Source organism: Stenotrophomonas sp. STEN009, from assembly GCF_056760395.1.
Map to the genome: position 1 here is coordinate 90,230 of NZ_JBRRES010000010.1, position 20,769 is coordinate 110,998.

21 protein-coding genes are annotated in these 20,769 nt (G+C 67.6%); 9 read left to right on the forward strand and 12 right to left on the reverse strand.

All coding sequences use genetic code 11. The features are described from left to right. Window positions 1–2 precede the first annotated feature (2 nt). Both ACVOMM_RS07030 and ACVOMM_RS07035 read right to left on the reverse strand, forming a co-directional pair. Window positions 3–683: a ChrR family anti-sigma-E factor gene (locus ACVOMM_RS07030; RefSeq protein WP_481526055.1), complete on the reverse strand. Its 681-nt coding sequence runs from the start codon at window positions 681–683 to the stop codon at window positions 3–5. Continuing rightward, window positions 680–1,303, reverse strand: coding sequence for a sigma-70 family RNA polymerase sigma factor (locus ACVOMM_RS07035; RefSeq protein WP_065182216.1), 624 nt, complete (start codon window positions 1,301–1,303; stop codon window positions 680–682). The genes ACVOMM_RS07030 and ACVOMM_RS07035 overlap by 4 nt, the downstream gene beginning before the upstream one ends. A 132-nt stretch (window positions 1,304–1,435) precedes the next feature. On the opposite strand from ACVOMM_RS07035, the gene ACVOMM_RS07040 reads away from it, so the two are divergent. From ACVOMM_RS07040 to ACVOMM_RS07080, 9 genes are all read left to right on the forward strand, one after another. Continuing rightward, window positions 1,436–2,203 carry a hypothetical protein gene (locus tag ACVOMM_RS07040; protein ID WP_481526056.1) on the forward strand — a complete coding sequence of 256 codons (768 nt, stop codon included), beginning with the start codon at window positions 1,436–1,438 and terminating at the stop codon, window positions 2,201–2,203. Between the two features lie 93 nt (window positions 2,204–2,296). Further along, entirely contained in the window at window positions 2,297–3,247 is a 951-nt protein-coding gene (locus tag ACVOMM_RS07045) for an acyl-CoA desaturase (protein ID WP_164152110.1), read from the forward strand. A gap of 1 nt (window position 3,248) precedes the next feature. Then, window positions 3,249–4,526, forward strand: coding sequence for an NAD(P)/FAD-dependent oxidoreductase (locus ACVOMM_RS07050; RefSeq protein WP_481526057.1), 1,278 nt, complete (start codon window positions 3,249–3,251; stop codon window positions 4,524–4,526). Next, window positions 4,523–5,290 carry a DUF1365 domain-containing protein gene (locus tag ACVOMM_RS07055; protein WP_128988603.1) on the forward strand — a complete coding sequence of 256 codons (768 nt, stop codon included), beginning with the start codon at window positions 4,523–4,525 and terminating at the stop codon, window positions 5,288–5,290. The genes ACVOMM_RS07050 and ACVOMM_RS07055 overlap by 4 nt, the downstream gene beginning before the upstream one ends. Then, complete coding sequence (locus ACVOMM_RS07060) at window positions 5,287–6,546, forward strand: SAM-dependent methyltransferase (protein WP_180875144.1); 1,260 nt, start codon at window positions 5,287–5,289, stop codon at window positions 6,544–6,546. Before ACVOMM_RS07055 ends, ACVOMM_RS07060 begins: the two co-directional genes overlap by 4 nt. 1 nt (window position 6,547) lies before the next feature. Beyond that, window positions 6,548–7,096 (forward strand): DUF2878 domain-containing protein, encoded by a 549-nt coding sequence (locus ACVOMM_RS07065; protein WP_346475192.1) that lies wholly within the window; start codon window positions 6,548–6,550, stop codon window positions 7,094–7,096. Continuing rightward, window positions 7,093–7,878: a DUF1295 domain-containing protein gene (locus tag ACVOMM_RS07070; protein WP_461287876.1), complete on the forward strand. Its 786-nt coding sequence runs from the start codon at window positions 7,093–7,095 to the stop codon at window positions 7,876–7,878. The genes ACVOMM_RS07065 and ACVOMM_RS07070 overlap by 4 nt, the downstream gene beginning before the upstream one ends. Further along, window positions 7,875–8,948: an SAM-dependent methyltransferase gene (locus ACVOMM_RS07075; RefSeq protein WP_164152905.1), complete on the forward strand. Its 1,074-nt coding sequence runs from the start codon at window positions 7,875–7,877 to the stop codon at window positions 8,946–8,948. The genes ACVOMM_RS07070 and ACVOMM_RS07075 overlap by 4 nt, the downstream gene beginning before the upstream one ends. A 7-nt stretch (window positions 8,949–8,955) precedes the next feature. Then, a complete protein-coding gene (locus tag ACVOMM_RS07080) occupies window positions 8,956–9,489 on the forward strand; it encodes a lipocalin family protein (protein WP_065175694.1) in 534 nt (177 codons plus the stop codon). 50 nt (window positions 9,490–9,539) lie between these two features. On the opposite strand, the gene ACVOMM_RS07085 is transcribed toward ACVOMM_RS07080, so the two are convergent. The 10 genes from ACVOMM_RS07085 to ACVOMM_RS07130 all read right to left on the reverse strand — a co-directional run bounded on the left by ACVOMM_RS07085 (window position 9,540) and on the right by ACVOMM_RS07130 (window position 20,630). Beyond that, window positions 9,540–10,292, reverse strand: a complete 753-nt coding sequence (locus ACVOMM_RS07085; RefSeq protein ID WP_053518557.1) for a SapC family protein — start codon at window positions 10,290–10,292, stop codon at window positions 9,540–9,542. A 110-nt stretch (window positions 10,293–10,402) separates the two neighbouring features. Then, window positions 10,403–10,675: a hypothetical protein gene (locus ACVOMM_RS07090; protein ID WP_019659661.1), complete on the reverse strand. Its 273-nt coding sequence runs from the start codon at window positions 10,673–10,675 to the stop codon at window positions 10,403–10,405. Between the two features lie 156 nt (window positions 10,676–10,831). After that, a complete protein-coding gene (gene fusA, locus ACVOMM_RS07095) occupies window positions 10,832–12,868 on the reverse strand; it encodes an elongation factor G (RefSeq protein WP_481526058.1) in 2,037 nt (678 codons plus the stop codon). Between the two features lie 370 nt (window positions 12,869–13,238). Beyond that, entirely contained in the window at window positions 13,239–14,000 is a 762-nt protein-coding gene (locus tag ACVOMM_RS07100) for a heme ABC transporter ATP-binding protein (protein ID WP_065182205.1), read from the reverse strand. Next, a complete protein-coding gene (locus ACVOMM_RS07105) occupies window positions 13,997–15,040 on the reverse strand; it encodes a FecCD family ABC transporter permease (RefSeq protein WP_053518563.1) in 1,044 nt (347 codons plus the stop codon). Before ACVOMM_RS07105 ends, ACVOMM_RS07100 begins: the two co-directional genes overlap by 4 nt. After that, window positions 15,037–16,089, reverse strand: coding sequence for a heme/hemin ABC transporter substrate-binding protein (locus ACVOMM_RS07110; protein ID WP_481526059.1), 1,053 nt, complete (start codon window positions 16,087–16,089; stop codon window positions 15,037–15,039). Before ACVOMM_RS07110 ends, ACVOMM_RS07105 begins: the two co-directional genes overlap by 4 nt. A 51-nt stretch (window positions 16,090–16,140) precedes the next feature. Beyond that, the gene (locus ACVOMM_RS07115; RefSeq protein WP_279941535.1) at window positions 16,141–17,529 is read right to left on the reverse strand and encodes a YncE family protein; all 1,389 of its coding nucleotides are present in this window, start codon (window positions 17,527–17,529) and stop codon (window positions 16,141–16,143) included. A 122-nt stretch (window positions 17,530–17,651) separates the two neighbouring features. Beyond that, complete coding sequence (locus ACVOMM_RS07120; RefSeq protein WP_065182201.1) at window positions 17,652–18,680, reverse strand: alpha/beta hydrolase; 1,029 nt, start codon at window positions 18,678–18,680, stop codon at window positions 17,652–17,654. 201 nt (window positions 18,681–18,881) lie between these two features. Next, on the reverse strand, window positions 18,882–19,271 hold the full coding sequence (locus ACVOMM_RS07125; protein ID WP_197571038.1) for a DUF805 domain-containing protein: 390 nt from the start codon (window positions 19,269–19,271) through the stop codon (window positions 18,882–18,884). An 81-nt stretch (window positions 19,272–19,352) separates the two neighbouring features. Then, entirely contained in the window at window positions 19,353–20,630 is a 1,278-nt protein-coding gene (locus ACVOMM_RS07130) for a replication-associated recombination protein A (protein WP_227255445.1), read from the reverse strand. Window positions 20,631–20,769 lie beyond the last annotated feature (139 nt).

A 20,769-nucleotide genomic window follows, 5' to 3' on the forward strand; every position in this document is an offset into this window, starting at 1 on the left:
GCTCAGAGTTTCACGAAACGCTGGATGCGCCGCGCCAGCCAACCACTGAACACCAGCGGGGCATCCAGCGCGGATACACAGATGCATGGCACGCCCGGCGCCGTCACCGGCTGGTGCTCAACGTCCTCGTCAAGATCCGCGACATCGCCAGGCGCGAACAGGCCCAACGCATCGTTGTAGGAACCGCGCAGGATCTGCGTCAGCTCGCTCCGCCCGTGGCTGTGCATCGGCAGGCACTTTCCGGGTGCGATCTTCAGCATGATCAACGATGGCATCTGTTCGGCCCGGATGCAGTGCACGCCAGGCGCCATCCAGCGCCAACGCAGCGCTGCCAGTGACCTGCCGAAATACGGGTGCAGCGATGCCGGCAGGTAGTCCGGATCGGCCTCCGGCCGTTCATGCGGCACCTCCCGCGGCGATGATGGCTCGGCCGCTGCTGAGACCGCCTGCGAGGACAGATGGGCCAGCATGGCCTCGCGCAGGGCGTCCCGGCGGTCTTCGGCAAGCGCAGGCTGGGTGTGTTCCAGCAGCGCCGAACCGATCGCCTCAGCCTCCCGCAGGCGCTGCCGGCACACCGGGCAGCGCTCCAGATGCGTGCCGGCGACGATGCTCAGTGGCGCCGGCAGTGCGCCGGCTGCATAACTCATCAACGTCGATTCGTGCAGATGGTGGTGCGGGCTCATTGCGCACCTCCGATCCGCGACTGCAGGCGCAGGAATGCGCGGCGGAGATGCGACTTCACGGTCCCCAGCGGCATGCCCAGAATGGAGGCGATCTCACCGTGGCTCTTGGCCTCGAAGTACGACATCCGGACCATGCGCGCCTGCACGGCCGGCAGTTCGTTGATGCGCTGGCGCAGCCGTGCATGGTCGGCAAACTGCTCGGCGCTGCTGCGCTCGACCAGGTCCGCGGCAGCGGCCTCTTCGACGGCCGCCTGGACCTGCATCCAGCTGCGCTCGCGCCGGACCCGGTCGATATGCAGGTTGCGGGCGATCCGGTAGAGCCATGTACTCAGTGCCGCCTGCGCCGGATCGTAGTCTCCAGCGCGCAGCCACACCTTCAACAGGCATTCCTGCGCAAGCTCTTCAGCCACGGCATCCGGCACGCCGAGTCCGCGCAGATAGACGCACAACCTGGGCATGAAGTGGTCATAGATGCGCATGAAGCAGTCGCGGTCGCGCAACCGCGCCACCGCGTCCATGTCACCGGTCCAGTTCAGTGCGTCAGTGCTGGGCTGCTGGGAACTGGACACGAGGCGGGCGGTGTCGAAGGGAACGGGAGGGCTGGCGGCGTCAGGGTACATCTGCGGTCGCGGCGGGCTGGTGAAGGTCTGTCCTGAGTACGGGCCACGGGCCCGTTTGGATGCAGCGCCGACCTGCATCCAGCAACGGCCCTGCCGCGTATGCCAGGACGTCCCCCCGCCGGAGCGCCTTCGATGCGCATCACTCTCCTGCTGCTGTGCCTGCCCTGCCACGCACTCTCGGCCACCCTGCTGCACAACGAGGGCATCGCCACCCTGCCGGATGGCCGGGTGGCCTACCGCGAGATGCACTGGCAGCGGGGCGCCACGGAAGGCGCCGAGCGCTGGGTCCAGTACCTGTGCCCGGACGGCCAGCCCTTTGCAAGAAAACACATGGCGGCCACGGATCGACCGCTGGCGCGCGGCTACCGGCTGCTCGACCAGCGCTCGGGTCAGCAGGCTGACGTGGAGATGTCCAGCGATGCAGTCCGCATCTCGTGGAAGGAGAGTGCCTCGTCCACATCGCGGCAGGCACGCCTGCCAGCGCCTGCCGGTGCAGTCGTCGATGCCGGCTTCGATGCGGCCGTGCGCCAGCACTGGACACCGCTGCTGCAGGGAGCCGAGGTGACCCTGCCCTTTCTCGTCCCCGGGCGCCAGCGCTTCTATCCGGTCAAGGTCAGCTGGCGTGGTGCGAACCGCTGGCGCGGGCTGGCTGCACAGTCATTCGAGGTCCAGCTGGACACCTGGTATGGCGGCGTGGCCCCACGCCTGTCACTGGTCTACGCCGAGGCCGATCGTCGCCTGCTGGAGTTCCGCGGCACCAGCAACCTGCGCGATGCACGTGGCACTTACCCCGCCGTGGTGGTGCGCTTCGACAGCCCGCCTGCGCCCCAGCCGGACAGCCAGTGGCAGCAGGCGTGGGTGCGGCCTCTGGTCGCCGGGTGCGCCGTTACGGCGAAGTGAAGACAAACAGGAAGACGAAGAATCTGCGACGAGGCGCATCCATTTCCCGCCCTTCTGCGTAGAGAAACACACGCCTCTCTCGAGATCCGCCCCATGGCTTCCGCAGCGCCCCTCCGCAGCCGACGCGAACGCCTTCTGAGCACCATCCGGCGCTGGTTCGACGCCGGCACTGCAATGGACACCGACAGTGGGCGTGCGGATCGGATCGACTGGCTGCGCGCGGTGCCATTCGCGCTGATGCACCTGGCCTGCCTCGGCGTGATCTGGGTGGGGGTGTCCTGGATCGCCGTGGCCGTGGCAGCTGCGCTCTACGCGATCAGGATGTTTGCGATCACCGCCTTCTATCACCGCTACTTCTCGCATCGAACCTTCCAGGCGCCGCGCTGGGTGCAGTTCGTATTCGCGGTGATCGGCGCTTCCAGCGTGCAGCGCGGCCCGCTGTGGTGGGCCGCGCACCACCGGCATCACCACCGCCACGCCGACCAGCCGCAGGACCCCCATTCCCCACGCCAGCGCGGATTCTGGCGCAGTCACATGGGCTGGTTCCTGACCCGCGAGGCGTTCACCACCGACCTTGCCCGGGTGCCTGATCTGGCCCGGTTCCCGGAACTGCGCTGGCTGGACCGCTTCGACATCGCGGTGCCGGTACTGCTGGCGGCAGGCCTTTATGTACTGGGCGAACTGCTCGAACGGGCAGCGCCCGGCCTGCACACGTCCGGGCCGCAGCTTCTGGTCTGGGGCTTCTTCGTTTCCACCGTCGTCCTGTTCCATGCCACCGTCACCATCAACTCGCTGGCGCATCGCTTCGGCCGGCGCCGCTTCGATACCCGTGACGACAGCCGCAACAATCTGTGGCTGGCACTGCTGACCTTCGGCGAGGGTTGGCACAACAATCATCACTTCTTTCCCGGCTCGGTCAGGCAGGGCTTCCGCTGGTGGGAGGTGGACATGACCTGGTACGGACTGCGCGCAATGGCCGCCCTGCGGCTGGTCAGCGGGCTCAAACCCATCCCTGCGTGGGTCCTGGACAAGGCGAGATACTGACATGCGCATCGCAGTCATCGGCTCGGGAATCTCTGGTCTGGCCAGTGCATGGTGGCTGGACGGCGAACATGACGTCACGCTGTTCGAGGCCAACGACTATCTCGGCGGACACACCCACACCCACGATCTCGAGCTGGGCGGGACGCGGATGGCTGTGGACACCGGGTTCATCGTGTTCAATCCGCTGCACTATCCGCTGCTGAGCGCGCTGTTCGACGAGCTGGGCGTCACCTCGCGGCCCACCACCATGAGTTTCTCCATGCACAGCGAGCGGTCGGGCGTAGAGTACATCGCCACCTCGCTGGACGGCCTGTTCTGCCAGCGACGCAACCTCGTTTCGCCGCGCTTCTGGGGAATGCTCTCCGACCTGCGGCGCTTCTATCGCGATGCGCCGCTGCTGCTGGCCGAGCGGGAAGGCCCAACGCTGGGCGACTATCTGCGCAGCCAGCGCTATGGCAAGGCCTTCGTCGACGAGCATCTGCTGCCGATGGCGTCGGCGTTGTGGTCGTCGCCGACGGCGACCGTCCTGGACTTCCCCGCACGCTACCTGGCCCAGTTCATGGCCAACCACCAGATGCTGCAGATGACCGGCCGCGCGCCGTGGCGCGTGGTGGAAGGTGGTTCGGCGCGCTACGTGGACGCCCTGCGCCGCCGCTGGCGGGTGCACGAGCGCCTGGAGTGTCCCGTCCTCGCCGTCGAGCGGATGCCCTGGGGCGCGCGCGTGCACAGCGCTGCGGGCGTGGAAGGATTCGATGAAGTGATCCTCGCCTGCCACAGCAACCAGGCGCTGGCACTGCTGGCCGATGCCGATCCGATCGAGCGTGACGTACTGGGTGCCATCCGCTACCAGCCCAACGACGTCGTACTGCACACCGATGCATCCCTGCTGCCCCGCAACCGCAAGGCATGGGCTGCATGGAACGCGCATGTGCCGCGCGATCCCGCCGCTCCCTGCACCGTGAGCTACTGCATGAACCTGCTGCAGGGACTGCCCGGCGACATCCCGCTGGTCGTGACGCTCAACCGCACCGGGGCGATCGACCCACGCCGCATACTGCGTCGTATGAGCTATGCACACCCGGTGCACGATCATGCTGCAGTCCGAGCCCAGCAGCGCTGGGCCGACGTACAGGGCCGCCGCCACACCTGGTTTGCCGGAGCCTACTGGGGGTGGGGTTTCCACGAAGATGGCATCCGCAGTGCCCGTCGTGTCGTCGACGCAATGCGGACCTGTTCGCCACAGCCACGTCCCATGACACAGGACGAGGCCGCCGCATGAGCGCCAGCGCCCTCTACTTCGGCCACGTGATACACCGCAGGCACCAGCCGCACGCGCACGCCTTCCGCTACCCGGTCGCGCAGCTGCTGCTTGATCTCGACGAGCTGGACACGATCTTTGCCGGACGATGGCTGTGGTCCTTGAACCGCCGCAATCTGGCGGAGTTCCGGCGCAGCGACTACTTCGGCGACCCCTCGATGCCGCTTGCCGAGGCGGTCCGCCGCCATGTCGCAGGCGTGCGGGGTCATCGCCCGGCGGGCCCCATCCGCCTGCTGACCCATCTGCGCTTCGGCGGGCACGTCTTCAACCCGGTCAGCTTCTATTACTGCTACCAGCCTGACGGCAGCACACTGGACTGCATCGTGGCCGACATCACCAATACGCCATGGAAAGAGCGCCACGCCTACGTCCTGTCAGTGGCAGAAGCGGCCAGCGAGCCGGGCTCACTGCGCTGGCAGTTCCAGAAGCGCTTCCATGTGTCGCCCTTCATGGCGATGGACTGCACCTACGACTGGCGGTTCAGCACGCCCGGCGAGGACCTCAGGGTCCACATGCAGGTTCTGCAGGAGGGCGTGCGCCAGTTCGACGCCACGCAGCACATGCAGCGACGACCGCTGGACGGGCGCGGCCTGGCGAAGGTGCTCACCCTGTATCCCTTGATGACCGTGCAGGTCGTTGCGGCGATTCACTGGCATGCGCTGCGGTTGTGGCTCAAGCGCAACCCGGTCCATGACCACCCCTCACTTGCCGGAAAACCGCGATGAACGAGATGACTCCATCGGCAGCCATGCCCCGGGCCGGCGCGCTCGACGCATACCTGCGCCAACGCCTGCTGTCCCAGCTTGCGCCGCTGCGCGAAGGCCAGCTGCGGGTACGCGATGCCCTCGGCGAAACACTGCTGGGCGACGCTGCGGGGGAACTGCATGTCACTGTGACCATCGATGACCCGGCGTTCTACCGCAAAGTCGCCGCACAAGGCAGCGTAGGCGCAGGCGAGAGCTACATCCATGGCGACTGGCAATGCGACGACCTGGTTGCGCTGGTACGCCTGCTGGTGCGCAACCGCGATCTGCTGGACGGCATGGAACGTGGCCCGGCACGCATCGGCGGCTGGCTGCTGCGCGGCTGGAACCGGCTGCGCCGCAACAGCCGCGAAGGCAGCCGGCGCAACATCGCGGCTCACTACGATCTCGGCAACGACTTCTTCGCCCTGTTCCTGTCAACGGACCTGATGTATTCATCGGCACTGTTCGCCAGCGAGCAGGACACGCTCGAGGACGCCTCGCGGCGCAAGCTCGATCGCATCTGCCAGCAGCTGCGCCTGGCACCCGGAGACCGGGTGGTCGAGATCGGCACGGGCTGGGGCGGATTCGCACTGCATGCCGCGCAGCATTACGGCTGCCATGTCACTACCACCACGATCTCCGCCGAGCAGCATGCGCTGGCCACGGCACGGGTGCGCGCTGCGGGCCTGGAGGATCGCATCACCCTGCTGATGAAGGACTATCGCGACCTCGACGGGCAGTACGACAAGCTGGTCTCGATCGAGATGATCGAAGCGATCGGCGCCCAGTATCTGGACACCTACATGGCCACCCTGCAACGGCTGCTCAAGCCGGACGGGCTGGCCCTGCTGCAGGCGATCACCATTGAAGACCACCGCTATGAGCAGGCGCGCCGAAGCGTGGACTACATCAAACGCCACGTGTTCCCCGGCAGCTTCATCCCTTCCATCAACGCGATCATGGCCGCCAAGACCCGTGCCAGCGATCTGCAGCTGCTGGCGCAGCAGGACTTCGGCCATTCCTATGCCCTCACGCTGCGGGCGTGGCGCCAGCGATTCCTCGCACAGCTTCCTGCAGTGCATGCGCAGGGGTTCGACGCCCGGTTCTGCCGTCTGTGGGAGTTCTACCTGGCCTACTGCGAGGGCGGCTTCCTGGAACGTTCGATCGGCGTTTCACACCTGCTGCTGGCACGCCCCGGCCATCGGGGCAGCGCGCACGCCACGGGCGCACACTGACATGCGCCGCACCTGGCTCAATCTGCTCGGCAACCAGGCGGTCTGGCTGTGCGCGGTCGCTGGCGCCGGGCGCGGGCTGCAATGGCCAGCACTGCTGGCCGCCACACTGTTCGTGGCCAGCCAGCTCAGCACCAGTCCCCTGCCCCGGGTCGAGCTCCGCCTGCTGGTCCTGGCCCTGGCCTGTGCGTGGCTGGTCGATGGCGCCGCTGCCGCCGCGGGCGTGGTGCGTTATGCCGCTGCGCCCCTGGGCTGGATGCCACCGCCCTGGATCCTCGCACTCTGGGCGTCCTTCGCGATGACGATCAATGCATCGATGGCCTTCCTGCAGCGGAACACGGCGCTCCCCGTGTGCTTTGGCCTGCTGCTTGCCCCGCTGGCGTACCTGTCCGCCAGCCGCGGCTTCGACGCCGTGCAGCTTTCGCCCCCGGCCTGGAAAGGCCTGCTGACGCTGGGTATCGGCTGGAGCATCGCCCTGCCGCTGCTCTGTAGCGCTGCGCGTCGCTGGTCGAGGCTGGCCATCCGCCCACCGTTTGCCGGAGCCCGACCATGAACGCCCTGCCCTGGGTTGCCCTGTATGCCCTGCTCATCATGGCCTGGGGATGGGCATGGCAACGCCGTCACCGCAACATCGGCATCGTCGATGTGCTGTGGGCGAAGGGCGTCGCTGCGTCAGCGCTGATACTGGCCCTGCTCGGTGACGGCGCCGCGCTGCCGCGTGTGGCCCTTGCGGTGCTGGGCGGCCTGTGGGGCGGCCGACTCGCGCTGCACCTGTGGAGCCGCGTGCGGCGCGAGGCCGAGGACGGGCGTTACCGATACCTGCGAGATCACTGGCAGAGCCACCAGGGCAAGATCTTCGGCTTCTTCATCGCCCAGGCGCTGCTGATCGTGCTGTTCTCCCTGCCATTCGTGGCCGTCGCCAGCAACGACTCGCCCGCCGCGGCGGGCTGGGTTGCCGCCGCTGCCGTAGTCTGGCTGTTGAGCGTCGGCGGCGAGGCGCTGGCCGACCATCAGCTCGCACGGTTCCGCGCCGACCCGGCCAACAAGGGGCGCACCTGCCGCACCGGCCTCTGGCGGTACTCGCGGCACCCCAACTACTTCTTCGAATGGCTGCACTGGTTCACCTACGTCCTGCTCGCGGCCGGCTCGCCATTGGGCTGGCTTGCCTGGACAGGACCGGTGCTGATGTACCTGTTCCTGCGCTATCTCAGCGGCATTCCCTTCACCGAAAAGCAGGCGTTGCGCAGCCGTGGTGAGGACTACCGCGACTACCAGCGCAGCACGCCGATGTTCTTCCCGTGGTTCCCGCGTTCGTCCAAGGAGCACCTGCCATGACTGTCGCCACATCGCTCGCAACGCCTGCCGATCCGGAAACCGGGCTGATCGCCTGGGCCGAGCGCGGCCTCATTCCGGATGTGGCCCTGCGCTCCGGTATCCGCCGGCTGTGCGCCCAACGCCTCCAGGAAGAGAGTGCCGGGGGCATCGAGGCGCAGTCCGCGCGCTTCAACCAGTGCCTTGAGCAGTTGGCCGGCAGCCCGGTCGCGCTTCATGTCGATGCCGCCAACCGGCAACACTATGAAGTCCCCGCCGCATTCTTCCAGGCCTGCCTGGGCAAGCGCCTGAAATACAGCAGCTGCTACTACCCGAGCGGTCGCGAGACCCTGGACGAAGCCGAAGTCGCCATGCTCGAGCTCTACGGCGAGCGTGCCAGCCTGGCTGACGGGCAGCACATCCTTGAACTGGGGTGTGGCTGGGGCTCGCTGACCCTGTGGATGGCCGAGCGCTTCCCGGGCGCGCGCATCACGGCGGTGTCCAATTCGCACAGCCAGCGCCAGCACATCCTTGAACAGTGCAGGCTGCGCGGGCTGGGCAATGTCGAGCTGATCACCTGCGATGTGAACCGGCTGGAGCTGCCCGCCGGCCGTTTCGACCGCTGCGTTTCGGTGGAGATGTTCGAGCACGTCCGCAACCATGCGCAGCTGATGTCACGCATCGCGCAGTGGCTGAAGCCCGACGGCGCGCTGTTCGTGCACATCTTCGCCCACCGCACCCTGATGTACCCCTTTGAAACCGAAGGCGGCGACAACTGGATGGGGCGGCACTTCTTCACGGGTGGGCTGATGCCCGCTGCCGACACTCTGCTGCACTTCCAGCAGGACCTGCGCCTGCAGCGGCGCTGGCTGCTGGATGGCACGCATTACCAGCGTACGGCTGACCACTGGCTGGCGAACCAGGATGCCGCGCGTGAACGCATCATGCCGATCCTGGAGGCAACCTATGGCAGGCCGGCGGCAAGGCAATGGTGGAACCGCTGGCGCATGTTCTGGATGGCCTGCGCCGAGTTGTTCGGCTACGACAACGGCCAGCAGTGGCTGGTTGCCCATTACCTGTTCCGGCCACGTTGAGGTCACCATGCGCCCCCTTCCGCTGCTCTCGTTCCTGGCGATCGCCCTGTTCGGCACCGGCTGCAGTTCAAGTGACCTGCGCCCTCTGCCGCGACCGCAGGCGGTCGACGTTCCCCGCTTCATGGGCGACTGGTACGTCATCGCCCATATCCCTTCCTGGCCAGAACGCGAAGCGTTTGACGCCATTGAAAGCTACGCGCCGCGGCCGGACGGCCGCATCCAGACCACCTTCACCTATCGCAAGGGCAGTTTCGACGCACCACAGCGATCGATGCACCCGATCGGCAGGGTCGAGAAGGAAGGCAACGGCGCCATCTGGGGCATGCAGTTCGTATGGCCCATTCAGGCCGAGTACGTCATTGCCTGGATCGATAGCGACTACCAGCAGACCATCGTGGCGCGTAGCAAGCGCGACTACGTGTGGTACATGGCGCGCACCCCGCAGGTCTCTGCGGAGGACTATGCGCAGGCGGTGAAACGCATCGCCGCGATGGGATATGACACCCGCGAGCTGCGGCGCGTTCCGCAGTCACTGCGCTAGTCCCGCACGGACCGGGCCCCGCTGCGCGGGAGCCCGGCCCTTCAGCCCGCTCAGGCTGCCAGGCGTTCCACCTGGCGACGGGTCAGGTCGTTGAAGCGGCCCAGCGACATCAGGTGCTGGTGGATCAGGGCCAGCCAGCCGCTGCGGTGCCATTCGATCACGGTTTCCTCGGGCAGCGCGACGAACTTCTCGACGTCGACCACCTGGAAGCCGTTGAGGTTGAACTCCTGGCCGTTCGGAGCGCGTACGGTCGCGTTGCGCTCGACCAGCAGTCCCTTTTCGATGAGCGCCTTGGAGAAGGCCTGGGTCTGTTCGTGCTCGCGGGTGTACTGGCCGCAGAACTCCAGCGCCTGCTGCACCATGTCGGTAGCCTTGCCGTCGGCGAACAGCGCCTGGCCTTCCTCGCCTCCCTTGACCACGCGCGGGCTCGCTTCATCGATGCCGAGCAGGAAATCGTTGTCCGCGCCGGTGTCGATGAAGATGAAGGGGTGGCGACGCAGATAGGCCGGAACGTAGGCCTCGTCTTCCCACAGCCCGTCCTTGATGAACAGGTTCTCGTTGGTCACGCCGACGGCAGCCATCGGAACGGCGCCGGGGCCGGCGAACAGGATCGGGAAATGGTGCAGTGCCAGCGAGAACTCGCCGAGCACCAGCGGAATGGCGTTGTTGCCGGCGGCGAAATCAAGCTTGCCCGGCAGGATGCGCAGGTCGGCGTGCACATCAGCCTGCAGCGGCACCGGACGGGTGTAGAACAGGGGGGTGCCGGCCTGCGCCGCTTCGGTGGTGGTGTCGCTGGTGGTCATCGTAGGAACCGTTTCGTCATGCGCGCCTGCCATCCCGGGCGCGCCAGCGGGAACAACCTGAATCCCGCATTATCAACAAGCCGGGTGACGACCACCACCCCGGCACTGACTTATTTCAGCTGCAGCGGATAGCGCTGCCACAGGACGTGGACAAGGAAGCCCGCCAGTTCGGTGTCGCGCGCACTGACCGCGGCGCGGATCTTGTCCAGCAGGACCATGTCACTGCAGGAGCGCACATCGGCGTGGTTGGCCTGGCCCGACCTGCGTGCGCGGTAACGCGCGGCGCGCTGCGCATCGCTCATCGCGTACCCGAATTTGGGCGGACGACCGCGCTTGCGCGGCAGGGTCAGCTCCAGGGTTCCGGGGTCTTTGTCATCACGCATGAGTGGGGGCAGACAGCGGCAAGCAACGACGGGTGCGCAATTTATCGTGAGGCATCACTTTAATCCAGCCTTTTCTACACTTTTGTTGCACTGCAATGCGCCCTGCTGCCGCTCGCCGGCAGCAAGAGGGGCCCGCGAACGGGCCCCTTGCACACTTCAGGCAGCGCGTACCGGCTCGTAACCGTGCAGGTGCGCTTCACTGCTGGCGCGCCCCTGGCTGAGCGAGCGCAACGCAGTGGTGTAGCCCACCAGTTGCGCCAGCGGTGCAAAGCCGCTCACTTCGGCACGGCCCTCCTGGTCCTCGATGCGCGCGACGCGACCGTGGCGACGGTTGAGGTCGCCGACCACGTCGCCCACCGACGCCGAGGGCGAATGCACCGTTACCGCCATCACCGGCTCCAGCACCTGCGTGCCGGCACTGGCCAGCGCGGCCCTGACGGCCTCACTGCCGGCCCGGTGGAACGCCATGTCCGAGGAATCCTTGGCATGGGTCTGGCCGTCCACCAGGGTCACTTCGATGCCCACGACCGGATGCCCATGCGGTCCTTCCGACAGCGCCGCACGCGCACCCTTCTCCACCGCTGCGATGAAACCACGGGGGATCACGCCTCCGACGATGCGATCGTTGAACACCACCTGGTCGTCCTCGCGCGGCGCCACGTCCAGCACCACATGGGCGAACTGGCCCTGGCCACCGCTCTGCTTGACGACCCTGCCGACCACGCCGGAGACCGCACGCAACGGCATTTCCTGGTAGGCAACGCGCGGCGAACCGATGCCGACATCGACCTTCCATTCGCTGCGCAGGCGCTCGACCATCACCTCCAAGTGCAGTTCGCCCATGCCCCATACCAGCGTTTCGCCGCTCTCGCGATCGGTCTCCACGCGGAATGACGGATCCTCCTGGGCGAGGCTGGCCAGCCCCTGCGCCATGCGGATCAGGTCCGCTGCACGCGCAGGTTCCAGGCGCCACGCCAGCACCGGCGCCTGTGCCTGGATGCTCTCCAGGCGCAACGGCTGATCGCGTGCGCTCAGCGTTTCACCGCTGACTGCATCCTTCCAGCCCAGCACCGCGACGATGTCACCGGCCACGGCCTGCTCGATGTCATGGGTCTGGTCTGCCTGCACCCGCACCAGGCGGCTCACGCGCCGACCCTGCGGATGCTGCGAGCTGGCCACAGCGTCGCCTGCCTTCAGCGTTCCCGAATACAGCCTCACGAAGCTCAGCGCACCGTGCTGCTGATGGGTGATCTTGAACAACAGACCCGCCAGCGGACCCTCCGGATCCGGCGGCAGCAGCACGTCGCCAGCCTCGCCTTCGGCAGTGACGGCAGGCCGATCCAACGGCGAAGGCAGGTAATCGACCACCGCATCCAGCAGCGCCTCGATGCCTTTGTCCTTGAACGCCGCACCCGCAAGCACCGGCACGCCCGCACCGGCCAGCGTCGCCCGCCGGAGTGCCGCGCGCAGCAGTTCCGCATCGATCACCCGGCCCTCCAGCCACGCATCGGCCAGACCCTCGTCATGGTCGGCCACGGCCTCCACCAGCGCGTCGCGCCGCGGTTGCCACTGGCTGCGTGCAGCGTCATCCCACGGCGTGATGGTCACCACGCCGCCGTCGCGCCACTGCAGCACGCGCTCATCCACCAGATCGACCCAGCCGCTGAAGTCGCTTTCGCTGCCCAGCGGCACACCCAGCGCCCACGGCCGCGCCTGCAGCTTGTCCCGCAGCTGCTCCAGCACGCGCTCGAACGAGGCGCCGACACGATCCATCTTGTTGACGAAGGCGATCAACGGCACCCGGTGCCGGCGCGCCTGGCGCCACACCGTTTCCGACTGCGGCTGCACGCCATCCACGGCAGAGAACACCGCGACGGCACCGTCGAGCACCCGCAGCGAACGCTCGACTTCAATGGCGAAATCGATGTGGCCCGGGGTGTCGATCAGGGTCAGCCGATGCGGCGGCAGATCGCGCGGCGCCCACTGCGCCTGCACGGCTGCTGCGCCGATGGTGATGCCACGCTCGCGCTCGATCGCCGAGAAATCGGTGGTGGCGTTGCCGTCATGGACCTCACCGACGCGGTGGATCTCGCCGCTCTTCCACAGCAGTCGTTCGGTGAGCGTGGTCTTGCCGGCGTCGATGTGGGCAATGATGCCGAGGTTGCGACGACGGGAAAGGATCTGGGTGTTCATGTGATGGGTTCCTGCAAGCCAACTTCGGGGGCCGCGCACCCCGGTTGGCGACAGGGTGCGCGGCTAGCGTTCGGTCTCGGCGATCTGGTGCATGGCACGTTCTCCTTGCGGTGCAGCGGGTGGATGAAAGGGACTGCGGAAACGAAAAGAGCGCCCCGGAGGGCGCTCTGTGGATGGTCCAACGGTGGCCGATTCAGCGGCCCCGTCGAGCTCCAGGCAGACACGCCCGTTCCGCGCTTGCGCGGGTCAGGGTGAAAAACTTCAGGAGCGGCATCCGGTTCATGGGGCGCATTCTAGACCTGCCAATCTGGCGCGCAAGTGCTGATTGCGCGCACCAGTGGAACGATGAGGATTCCTTTCGCCGCCCGGATCAGGTGACCACCACCAGCGGCACGCCCCGCTTCGGATGCTCCAGCACGACCACGTCCTGCTGGTAGACCCGCTGCAGCGTGTCCACGGTCAACACCTGCGCGGGTGAGCCGTCGGCGGCCACCCTGCCCTGTTCCAGCAGCACGATGCGGTCGGCATGGCCGGCGGCCAGATTCAGGTCGTGCAGCACCACGATCACGCAGGCCCCGGCCTCGGCACAGGCACGCACGCTGCGCAGCGTACGCTCCTGGTGGCGCAGATCCAGCGCAGCGGTCGGCTCGTCGAGAAGCAGCAGCGGCGTATCCTGCGCCAGCACGCGCGCGAACGTGGTCCGGGCCGACTCGCCACCGGACAACTGCTGCACCTCGCGCAGGCGCAGCGCCTGCAGTTCGGTCGCGTCGATCGCGGCCTCCACCTGCGTGCCATCGCGTACGGGATCGGGCGGGTGTGGCAGGCGCCCCATCGCCACCACCTCCTCCACGCTGAAGGCGAAGCGCACGCCGTGCTCCTGCGGCATCACCGCGCGCTCGCGCGCCAGTGGACCGGCCTTGTAGCCGGCCAGCGGCCTGCCAAGCAGGCTCACCTCACCCGCATCGGCATGCAGATCGCCCGCAGCCACTGCCAGCAGCGTCGATTTGCCAGCGCCATTGGGCCCCACCAAGGCAGTGACTGTCGCCGGCTCGAACGCCAGGTTGATGCCGTGCAGGATCTCGCGCTGCCCGCGTCGCACCACGACGTCGCGCAGATGAAGCAGGGCCGTCATGGGGCTGCCTTGCGGCGCTGCTGCAGCACCAGCCAGAGGAAGAACGGTGCACCCAGTGCAGCCGAGAACAGACCGAGTGGAATCTCCGCCGGCGGGTCGAGCGTGCGCGCGGCCGTATCGGCCACCACGATCAGCAGCGCCCCCAGCAGGCCGGAAAGGGGCAGCAACCAGCGGTGCCCCGGCCCCACCAGCATGCGCGCCACGTGTGGCACCACCAGGCCGACAAAGCTGATCGAACCGGCAAACGCGACGGCCGCACCCACCAGCAGGGCACTGAACGCCACCAGCCGGCGGCGGGTCCGTGCCACGTCCAGGCCCAGATGCTGGGCCTGGCGTTCCCCCAGCGCCAGCATGTCCAGTGGCGTTGCCAGGCGCTGCAGCGCGAACACGCCGATGGCGAACAACGGCACCACGGCGGCGACATCACTCCAGCTGGCGCGGGCCAGCGAACCCATCTGCCAGAACACCAGCGACTGCAGTTCGCTCTCGCTGGCGATGTAGGTCAGGAAACCGATCAGCGCCGAGCAGAACGCCGCCATGGCGATGCCGACCAGCAACAGCGTGGCATTGCCACTGCCCTTGCCCGGCCGGGCAAGGGCGTAGGTCAGGCCGATCGCAAGCGCACCGCCGGCAAACGCGGCCACCGGCACCAACCAGCCGGCCGCACCTGCAGCACCGAGCACGATGGCGGCGACCGCGCCCAGCGCGGCGCCCTGGCTGACGCCGACAATGCCCGGGTCCGCCAACGGATTGCCGAACAGGCCCTGCAGGCTGGCACCGGCCATCGCCAGCGATGCCCCCACCACCGCGCCCAACAGGGCGCGCGGGATGCGCAGCTGCCAGACCACCGCCAGGTCGCGGCTGCTCACCGCCTGCGGATCGAGCAGCCCCATCTTCACCGCCAGCGCCTGCAGCACCTCCAGCGGTGGCAAGCGCAGTGGCCCGACCGCAAACGAGGCCAGAATGGCGGCCAGCAGTGCCAGCATCGCCACCATCAACATCGTCCGCCCGCGACGACGGCGCCGGTCCGCCGGACTCATGCCTTCGGCAGCGCCGCCAGCGCCCGCGCCAGCGCCAGTGCGCCAGCCCCGGAACCTACGCTGGTGTACTTGAGCTGCACATCCGGCATCACCCAGACCCGGTTGGCCTGCCCGGCCGGTGTCTGCTTCAGCGTCGGGTACGACTTCCACAGGCCCTCGGCACCGCCGAACAGCTGCAGATCGTGCTCGGTCACCAGAATCACCTCCGGTGCCGCGGCGACCACGCCCTCATTGCTCAGCTGCGAGTAGTTCTTCACTCCCGCTTCGGTGCCGATGTTGACGCCGCCGGCCAGCGCAATCAGTTGCGCCGATGCGCTGTCGGTGCCCGCAACGGTCGGTGCGCCACCGGCACCGGTGGCCGACACATGGATCACACGCGGCGCATGGCCCAGGCCCCGGCCGATCGCTGCGGCCTCATCCAGCTGACGCTGCACCTGCGTGGCAAGCGTCTGCCCTGCTTCGGCCAGCCCGAGTGCGGCGGCGACCTTGCGCACCTTGTCCGGCGCCGGCTGCAGATCGTCGATGACCACCGCCGGCTCCCCCACCTCGCGCAGCTTCTTCGCCAGCTCGGTGTGGCGGCGCAGGCTGTTGCCCAGGAACAGCGAACCCCGCAGGCTCAGCACACCCTCCACACCCGTGGTGCGGTTGAACAGGAACTGGTGCGGCGCAGCCCGGCCAGCCTCGGTGGTGGTGTTGGTCGGGGCGGCAAATACCTGCTTGCCCAGCCCCAGCGCCTCGATCACCGCGATGACGTCGTCGCCACCGGCGATGATCCGGCGGGTGTCGGTCACCGCGATATCGGCGCCGTCATCGGAATGCACCTTGGCCGGCAGCACGGCCTTCTGGTCATGCACGGCCGGCATCTCGGCACCGGCCACGCGTTTCCAGCCTGCCGGCAACGCGGTGTCCGCGGCGGCCGCCATCGCCGCCGGCGGCGGTTCGGAAGGCTTCTTGGCATCGGAGGGAGCCGACGAGCCGCCACAGGCAGCCAGTGCCAGCGAAACAGCCAACGGAAGTGCGCACAGGCGCAGACGGGGCACGATGTTCATGGACGTTCTCCTTGCTGGCAGGGCGACGCGCGCGCCGCCCTGCCGTCTGACTTACTGCTTCGGGGTGATGCGGGTGATGCGGTCACCCCTCGGGTCTTCAGCGCCGCGCGACTTGTTCACCGCGAACACGTTGCCCTTGCCATCGGCACGGACGTGGTTCGGCAAAGTGCCGCCGTCGAGGTTGGCGACCACCTTGCCCTCGCGGTCGACCACGGTCACGGTGCCGGCGCCACGGTTGCTGACATAGGCCAGGCCGGATGCATCATCGAAGGCGACGTTCAGCGCACCCGCGCCCACCGGCACATCGTGCAGCACCTTGCCGGCTGCGACGTCGACGATCAGCAGGTTGTCGGTGCCCTGCGACGCCACGTACAACCGGTTGCGCGCCGCGTCGAACGCCACGCCCGACGCGCTGATCGAGTTGCCCAGATCGATCACCTTCTCGACCTCACCGCTGGCCACGTCGATCACCGCCGCCTCCGGCGTGCCGATGCTGACGGTGAACAGCTTGCCGCCCTTCTCGTCCAGCACCAGGCTCATCGGCGTGAACTTGCCGTCATCCACGCCCGACTCAAGCGTCACCGCGGGGAGCTCCTTGAACGTCTTCGCATCGAATACCGACAGGTGATCCTCACCGGTGGCCGAGGCAAACACCTTGCCGCGGGTACCATCGATCACCACGTCGCGCGCATGCGGCACCGCATCGACCGGGAACTGGTGCACCAGCGACAGATCTTTCTGACGATAGACGGCCACGCTGTTCTGACGGGTATTGGTCACCCACACGTTGCCGTTGGCATCATCCACGCCCACGCCGTACACCGCATAGACCGCGCCGTTGGTACTGCCCGGCACCTGCGCCGGAGTGATCGCCTTGCTGACCTTCAGCGACGCCGGGTCGATCTTCAGCAGCTGCGACTGGGTCACCGGCGGCCGGCCGACCGCGGAGGTCACGAACAGCGCATTGCTGGCGGCGCTGTAGGCGGACTGGTACAGGCCCGGCACCAGCTTGTTGGACTGGGTGGTGAACTGCGCCTGGCCCGACAGCGGCAGCTGCGGCGAGACGCGCAGCTTCAGCACCGTCGCGGCGGCCGGCTGGCTCGCCCGCACCACGACCGGATGGGTGCCCGGCACGGCATCGGCGGGAATGGCCAGCTGGGTCTTGAAGTTGCCATCGGCATCAACCACCACCGGCTGGGCGTTCAACACGCTGTCGCCGCGCAGCAGGCTGACCTTCTGGCCCGGCACGAAGCCGCGACCGACCACATCGGCGGTGCTGCCCGGCACCACATTGTCGCCGCGCGAGACCACCTGGCCCTTGAACGTGGCGTTGGCCGGTTGATCGAATACCGGCTGCGCGGTGGCCGCGACGGCCAGCAGCAGGCCGGTGGCCAGAGTGGTGAAGCGAAGCGAAGGACGAAGGGAGGAACGGAACGACATGACAGGCTCCTTGCACACGTAGGCCGCGCCGCGTGGCGCGGGATTCATCGGTTGCCTGGGCCGCTGCACGCGGGCAGCCTCGCCTGGGTAGTGGGGTCGCACGGCACGCCGCGCGAAGGGATTCATTCGCTGGACGGCCCATCCGTTGCACTGGCGCCATCGCCTGCACTGCGATCGGTCACCCCGTACAGCTCATGCAGCGCCGCGTGGAAGGACGCCGGCAGCATCGGGCCATGGCCCAGGCCAGGAAACTCGCGGTACTGCACGCTCAGCCCCGGCACCCGGCGCAGCCGCTCGGACAACTGCATCGCCGCGTCAGGCGTGGCGCCGCCGATGCGGCGCAGGTGCGCGACCACCCGCGGGTTGTTCAGGTCACGCTTGCCGCGGTCGCCGACGCGCTCAGCGCCTCCCAGCATCAACCAGACCCTGGCCGGCTGCCCATGGACGTTCTGCACGAACTGCTGTTCGGGATCGCCCAGCGCCGCGCCCTGCGCCCACCACAGTGAGGGACTGGCGGCGAGATAGGCCTGGAACGCGGCCGGCCGGGTGTACAGCGCGTTGAGCACGAACAGGCCACCGAGCGAGTGCCCCCACAGCGCCTGCTGCCCGGTGTCGACGCGCGCGCGACGCTCCACCTCGGGCTTGATGCGGCGTTCGATCACATCAAGGAACGCCGCAGCGCCCCCGCCGACCGCCTGGGTTGCGCCGCTCTCATCGTCGGCGCGGTCGATCCATGCCGTGTAGTCACGGGTCCGCGCCTTCGAGTCGATGCGCAGATCATTGTCGTAGCCGATCAGCACCAGCACCGGAGGCGCCTTGAGTGCTGCAAGTTCAGCCAGCAGCGGCTGGTCGAGCACCATCGCCACCGCATTGCCGTCCAGCGCGTACAGCACCGGCGAAGGTGCACTGGAGGCGCGGACCGGAATCGCCAGATTCACCCGCCAGCGGCGCTGCGTGTCGGCACTGTCGATCACGAAATGCTCGAAGCGATAGCTGGCGGCCGGCTCATCCAGCACGGTGTGGCCGATCTTCTGCAGCGGATTGCGCTGCTGCGCGTACGCATACGGGGTAGCCAGGAGCAGACCCATCATCAGGACGGCAAGGCCGCGGGCCAGCGGACCACGGTGCGGAGGCAGGACGAAATGCTTCATCGGCGGGCGACGTCAGCGGCCTGGGCCGCTGTTTCACAAGGGACCGCAGTCTACCTTAAACGCGAATGATTATCACAACGATCAAACGTCACACTGTGTATCACGCGCGCGATAACGCGGCGTCATGGGACGCATCATCTCGTTCCCGCCAAGGCGGGAGGGCCGATTCCCAGGACCGGGCGCTGCCCGGCGGGTGCCGCGTCAAGGGCCCGCAGGCACGGGGCCGTACGGGTTTTCCTGCGGCGTGCCCGGCAGCAGAGCGAACACCAGGATCACCAGGCCGCCCATCGGCACCAATGCGAGAAGATAGAGCCAGCCGGACTGGTTGCAGTCATGCAGACGGCGCACGGTGACGGCGATCAGCGGCACGATCGTCGCCAGCCACATCAGGCCCAGCAGCGCCATCATGCCGATCAGGATGGCGCTCAGTGCGTCCGGACTGGAGCGCATGATGATCGCCAGCACGCCGGCCAGCAGCGACACCGCCGTGGCCACCAGAAACAGGAACAGCTGGAACATCCAGTATTCGCGGCGATTGGCCCGACCCTCGAACTGGGCGTACCGCTTCAACGCCAGAGTCATGTCCTGCATGAACGTCATCCTTGAGAAGTGAACCGGGGATTCTCTCGAATCAGCGTGGACCCGACAATCGGATTGGTTGCGTAACGGCGATCAACGCCGCTTCGCCGCCCGCGCCGCCTCGCGCTCGGCGCGCAACCGGTCGAGCTTTTCCTTCAGCTTGATCTCCAGTCCGCGCGGCACCGGGTTGTAGTACACGCGCTCGCCCATCGCATCGGGGAAGCCGGTCTGATCCAGCGCGATCCCGCCTTCCGCATCGTGGTCATACTGGTACTCGGCACCGTAGCCCAGTTCCTTCATCAGCTTGGTCGGCGCGTTGCGCAGGTGCAGCGGCACCTCTTCGGTACCGCTCTGGCGCACGTCGGCCTTGGCCTGGTTGAACGCCGCGTAGCCTGCATTCGACTTGGCGGTGCTGGCCAGGTACAGCACCAACTGGGCGAACGCGAGCTCGCCTTCGGGGCTGCCCAGCCGTTCGTAGATGTCCCACGCTTCCAGCGCCATGCTCTGTGCTCGCGGATCGGCCAGGCCGATGTCCTCGATCGCCATGCGGGTCAGCCGGCGCGCCAGGTACGACGGATCACAGCCGCCGTCGAGCATGCGGGTCAGCCAGTACAGCGCCGCATCGGGATTGGAACTGCGCACCGACTTGTGCAACGCCGAGATCTGGTCGTAGAACTGCTCGCCGCCCTTGTCGAAACGGCGGGTACGGTCGGCCAGCACCTGGGTGAGCGTCTGCGGGGTGATGTGCCCGCCCTCGCCCCCCGCCAGTTCGGCAGCGATTTCCAGCAGGGTCAATGCGCGGCGCACGTCGCCATCGGCAGCGGTGGCGATCTCCAGCAGCAGCTCGGGCGCAACCTCGATGGACTCCTGGCCCAGGCCGCGCTCGCGATCGCCCAGCGCCCGCTGCAGTGCCTCGACGATGTCGGTGGGCGAGACCGCCTCCAGCACGTGCACACGGCAGCGTGACAGCAGCGCCGAGTTCAACTCGAAGGACGGGTTCTCGGTCGTGGCACCCACGAACAGGATGGTGCCGCGCTCGATATGCGGCAGGAACGCGTCCTGCTGCGCCTTGTTGAAGCGATGCACCTCATCGACGAACAGCACGGTACGCCGGCCTTCGGCGAAACGCTGCGCCGCTTCTGCCAGGACCTGGCGCACCTCCGGCAGGCCGGACAGCACGGCGGAGATGGCGCGGAACTCGGCATCGGAATACTCGGCCAGCAGCAGCGACAACGTGGTCTTGCCACAGCCCGGCGGGCCCCACAGGATCATCGAATGCACCCGACCCGACTCGACCGCCCGGCGCAGTGCGCTGTCCGGAGCGAGCAGGCGCTTCTGCCCGACCATTTCATCGAGCGTCTGCGGACGCATGCGCTCGGCGAGCGGGCGCAGGTGCTCCCGATCGACACTCAGCAGATCGGGGCCGGGGAAGGAAGTGGAGCGTTGTCTTGGCACCCGCTCATTGTACCGCGCCCCCCGTCGGTCGCGCCGGGCCATGCCCGGCGGATCG

Excerpts from the sequence above, each read along its gene's own strand:
- ACVOMM_RS07030 (WP_481526055.1), bottom strand. The coding sequence starts at position 683 with ATGAGCCCGCACCACCATCTGCACGAATCGACGTTGATGAGTTATGCA.
- ACVOMM_RS07035 (WP_065182216.1), bottom strand. The coding sequence starts at position 1,303 with ATGTACCCTGACGCCGCCAGCCCTCCCGTTCCCTTCGACACCGCCCGC.
- ACVOMM_RS07040 (WP_481526056.1), top strand. The coding sequence starts at position 1,436 with ATGCGCATCACTCTCCTGCTGCTGTGCCTGCCCTGCCACGCACTCTCG.
- ACVOMM_RS07045 (WP_164152110.1), top strand. The coding sequence starts at position 2,297 with ATGGCTTCCGCAGCGCCCCTCCGCAGCCGACGCGAACGCCTTCTGAGC.
- ACVOMM_RS07050 (WP_481526057.1), top strand. The coding sequence starts at position 3,249 with ATGCGCATCGCAGTCATCGGCTCGGGAATCTCTGGTCTGGCCAGTGCA.
- ACVOMM_RS07055 (WP_128988603.1), top strand. The coding sequence starts at position 4,523 with ATGAGCGCCAGCGCCCTCTACTTCGGCCACGTGATACACCGCAGGCAC.
- ACVOMM_RS07060 (WP_180875144.1), top strand. The coding sequence starts at position 5,287 with ATGAACGAGATGACTCCATCGGCAGCCATGCCCCGGGCCGGCGCGCTC.
- ACVOMM_RS07065 (WP_346475192.1), top strand. The coding sequence starts at position 6,548 with ATGCGCCGCACCTGGCTCAATCTGCTCGGCAACCAGGCGGTCTGGCTG.
- ACVOMM_RS07070 (WP_461287876.1), top strand. The coding sequence starts at position 7,093 with ATGAACGCCCTGCCCTGGGTTGCCCTGTATGCCCTGCTCATCATGGCC.
- ACVOMM_RS07075 (WP_164152905.1), top strand. The coding sequence starts at position 7,875 with ATGACTGTCGCCACATCGCTCGCAACGCCTGCCGATCCGGAAACCGGG.
- ACVOMM_RS07080 (WP_065175694.1), top strand. The coding sequence starts at position 8,956 with ATGCGCCCCCTTCCGCTGCTCTCGTTCCTGGCGATCGCCCTGTTCGGC.
- ACVOMM_RS07085 (WP_053518557.1), bottom strand. The coding sequence starts at position 10,292 with ATGACCACCAGCGACACCACCACCGAAGCGGCGCAGGCCGGCACCCCC.
- ACVOMM_RS07090 (WP_019659661.1), bottom strand. The coding sequence starts at position 10,675 with ATGCGTGATGACAAAGACCCCGGAACCCTGGAGCTGACCCTGCCGCGC.
- fusA (WP_481526058.1), bottom strand. The coding sequence starts at position 12,868 with ATGAACACCCAGATCCTTTCCCGTCGTCGCAACCTCGGCATCATTGCC.
- ACVOMM_RS07100 (WP_065182205.1), bottom strand. The coding sequence starts at position 14,000 with ATGACGGCCCTGCTTCATCTGCGCGACGTCGTGGTGCGACGCGGGCAG.
- ACVOMM_RS07105 (WP_053518563.1), bottom strand. The coding sequence starts at position 15,040 with ATGAGTCCGGCGGACCGGCGCCGTCGTCGCGGGCGGACGATGTTGATG.
- ACVOMM_RS07110 (WP_481526059.1), bottom strand. The coding sequence starts at position 16,089 with ATGAACATCGTGCCCCGTCTGCGCCTGTGCGCACTTCCGTTGGCTGTT.
- ACVOMM_RS07115 (WP_279941535.1), bottom strand. The coding sequence starts at position 17,529 with ATGTCGTTCCGTTCCTCCCTTCGTCCTTCGCTTCGCTTCACCACTCTG.
- ACVOMM_RS07120 (WP_065182201.1), bottom strand. The coding sequence starts at position 18,680 with ATGAAGCATTTCGTCCTGCCTCCGCACCGTGGTCCGCTGGCCCGCGGC.
- ACVOMM_RS07125 (WP_197571038.1), bottom strand. The coding sequence starts at position 19,271 with ATGCAGGACATGACTCTGGCGTTGAAGCGGTACGCCCAGTTCGAGGGT.
- ACVOMM_RS07130 (WP_227255445.1), bottom strand. The coding sequence starts at position 20,630 with ATGCGTCCGCAGACGCTCGATGAAATGGTCGGGCAGAAGCGCCTGCTC.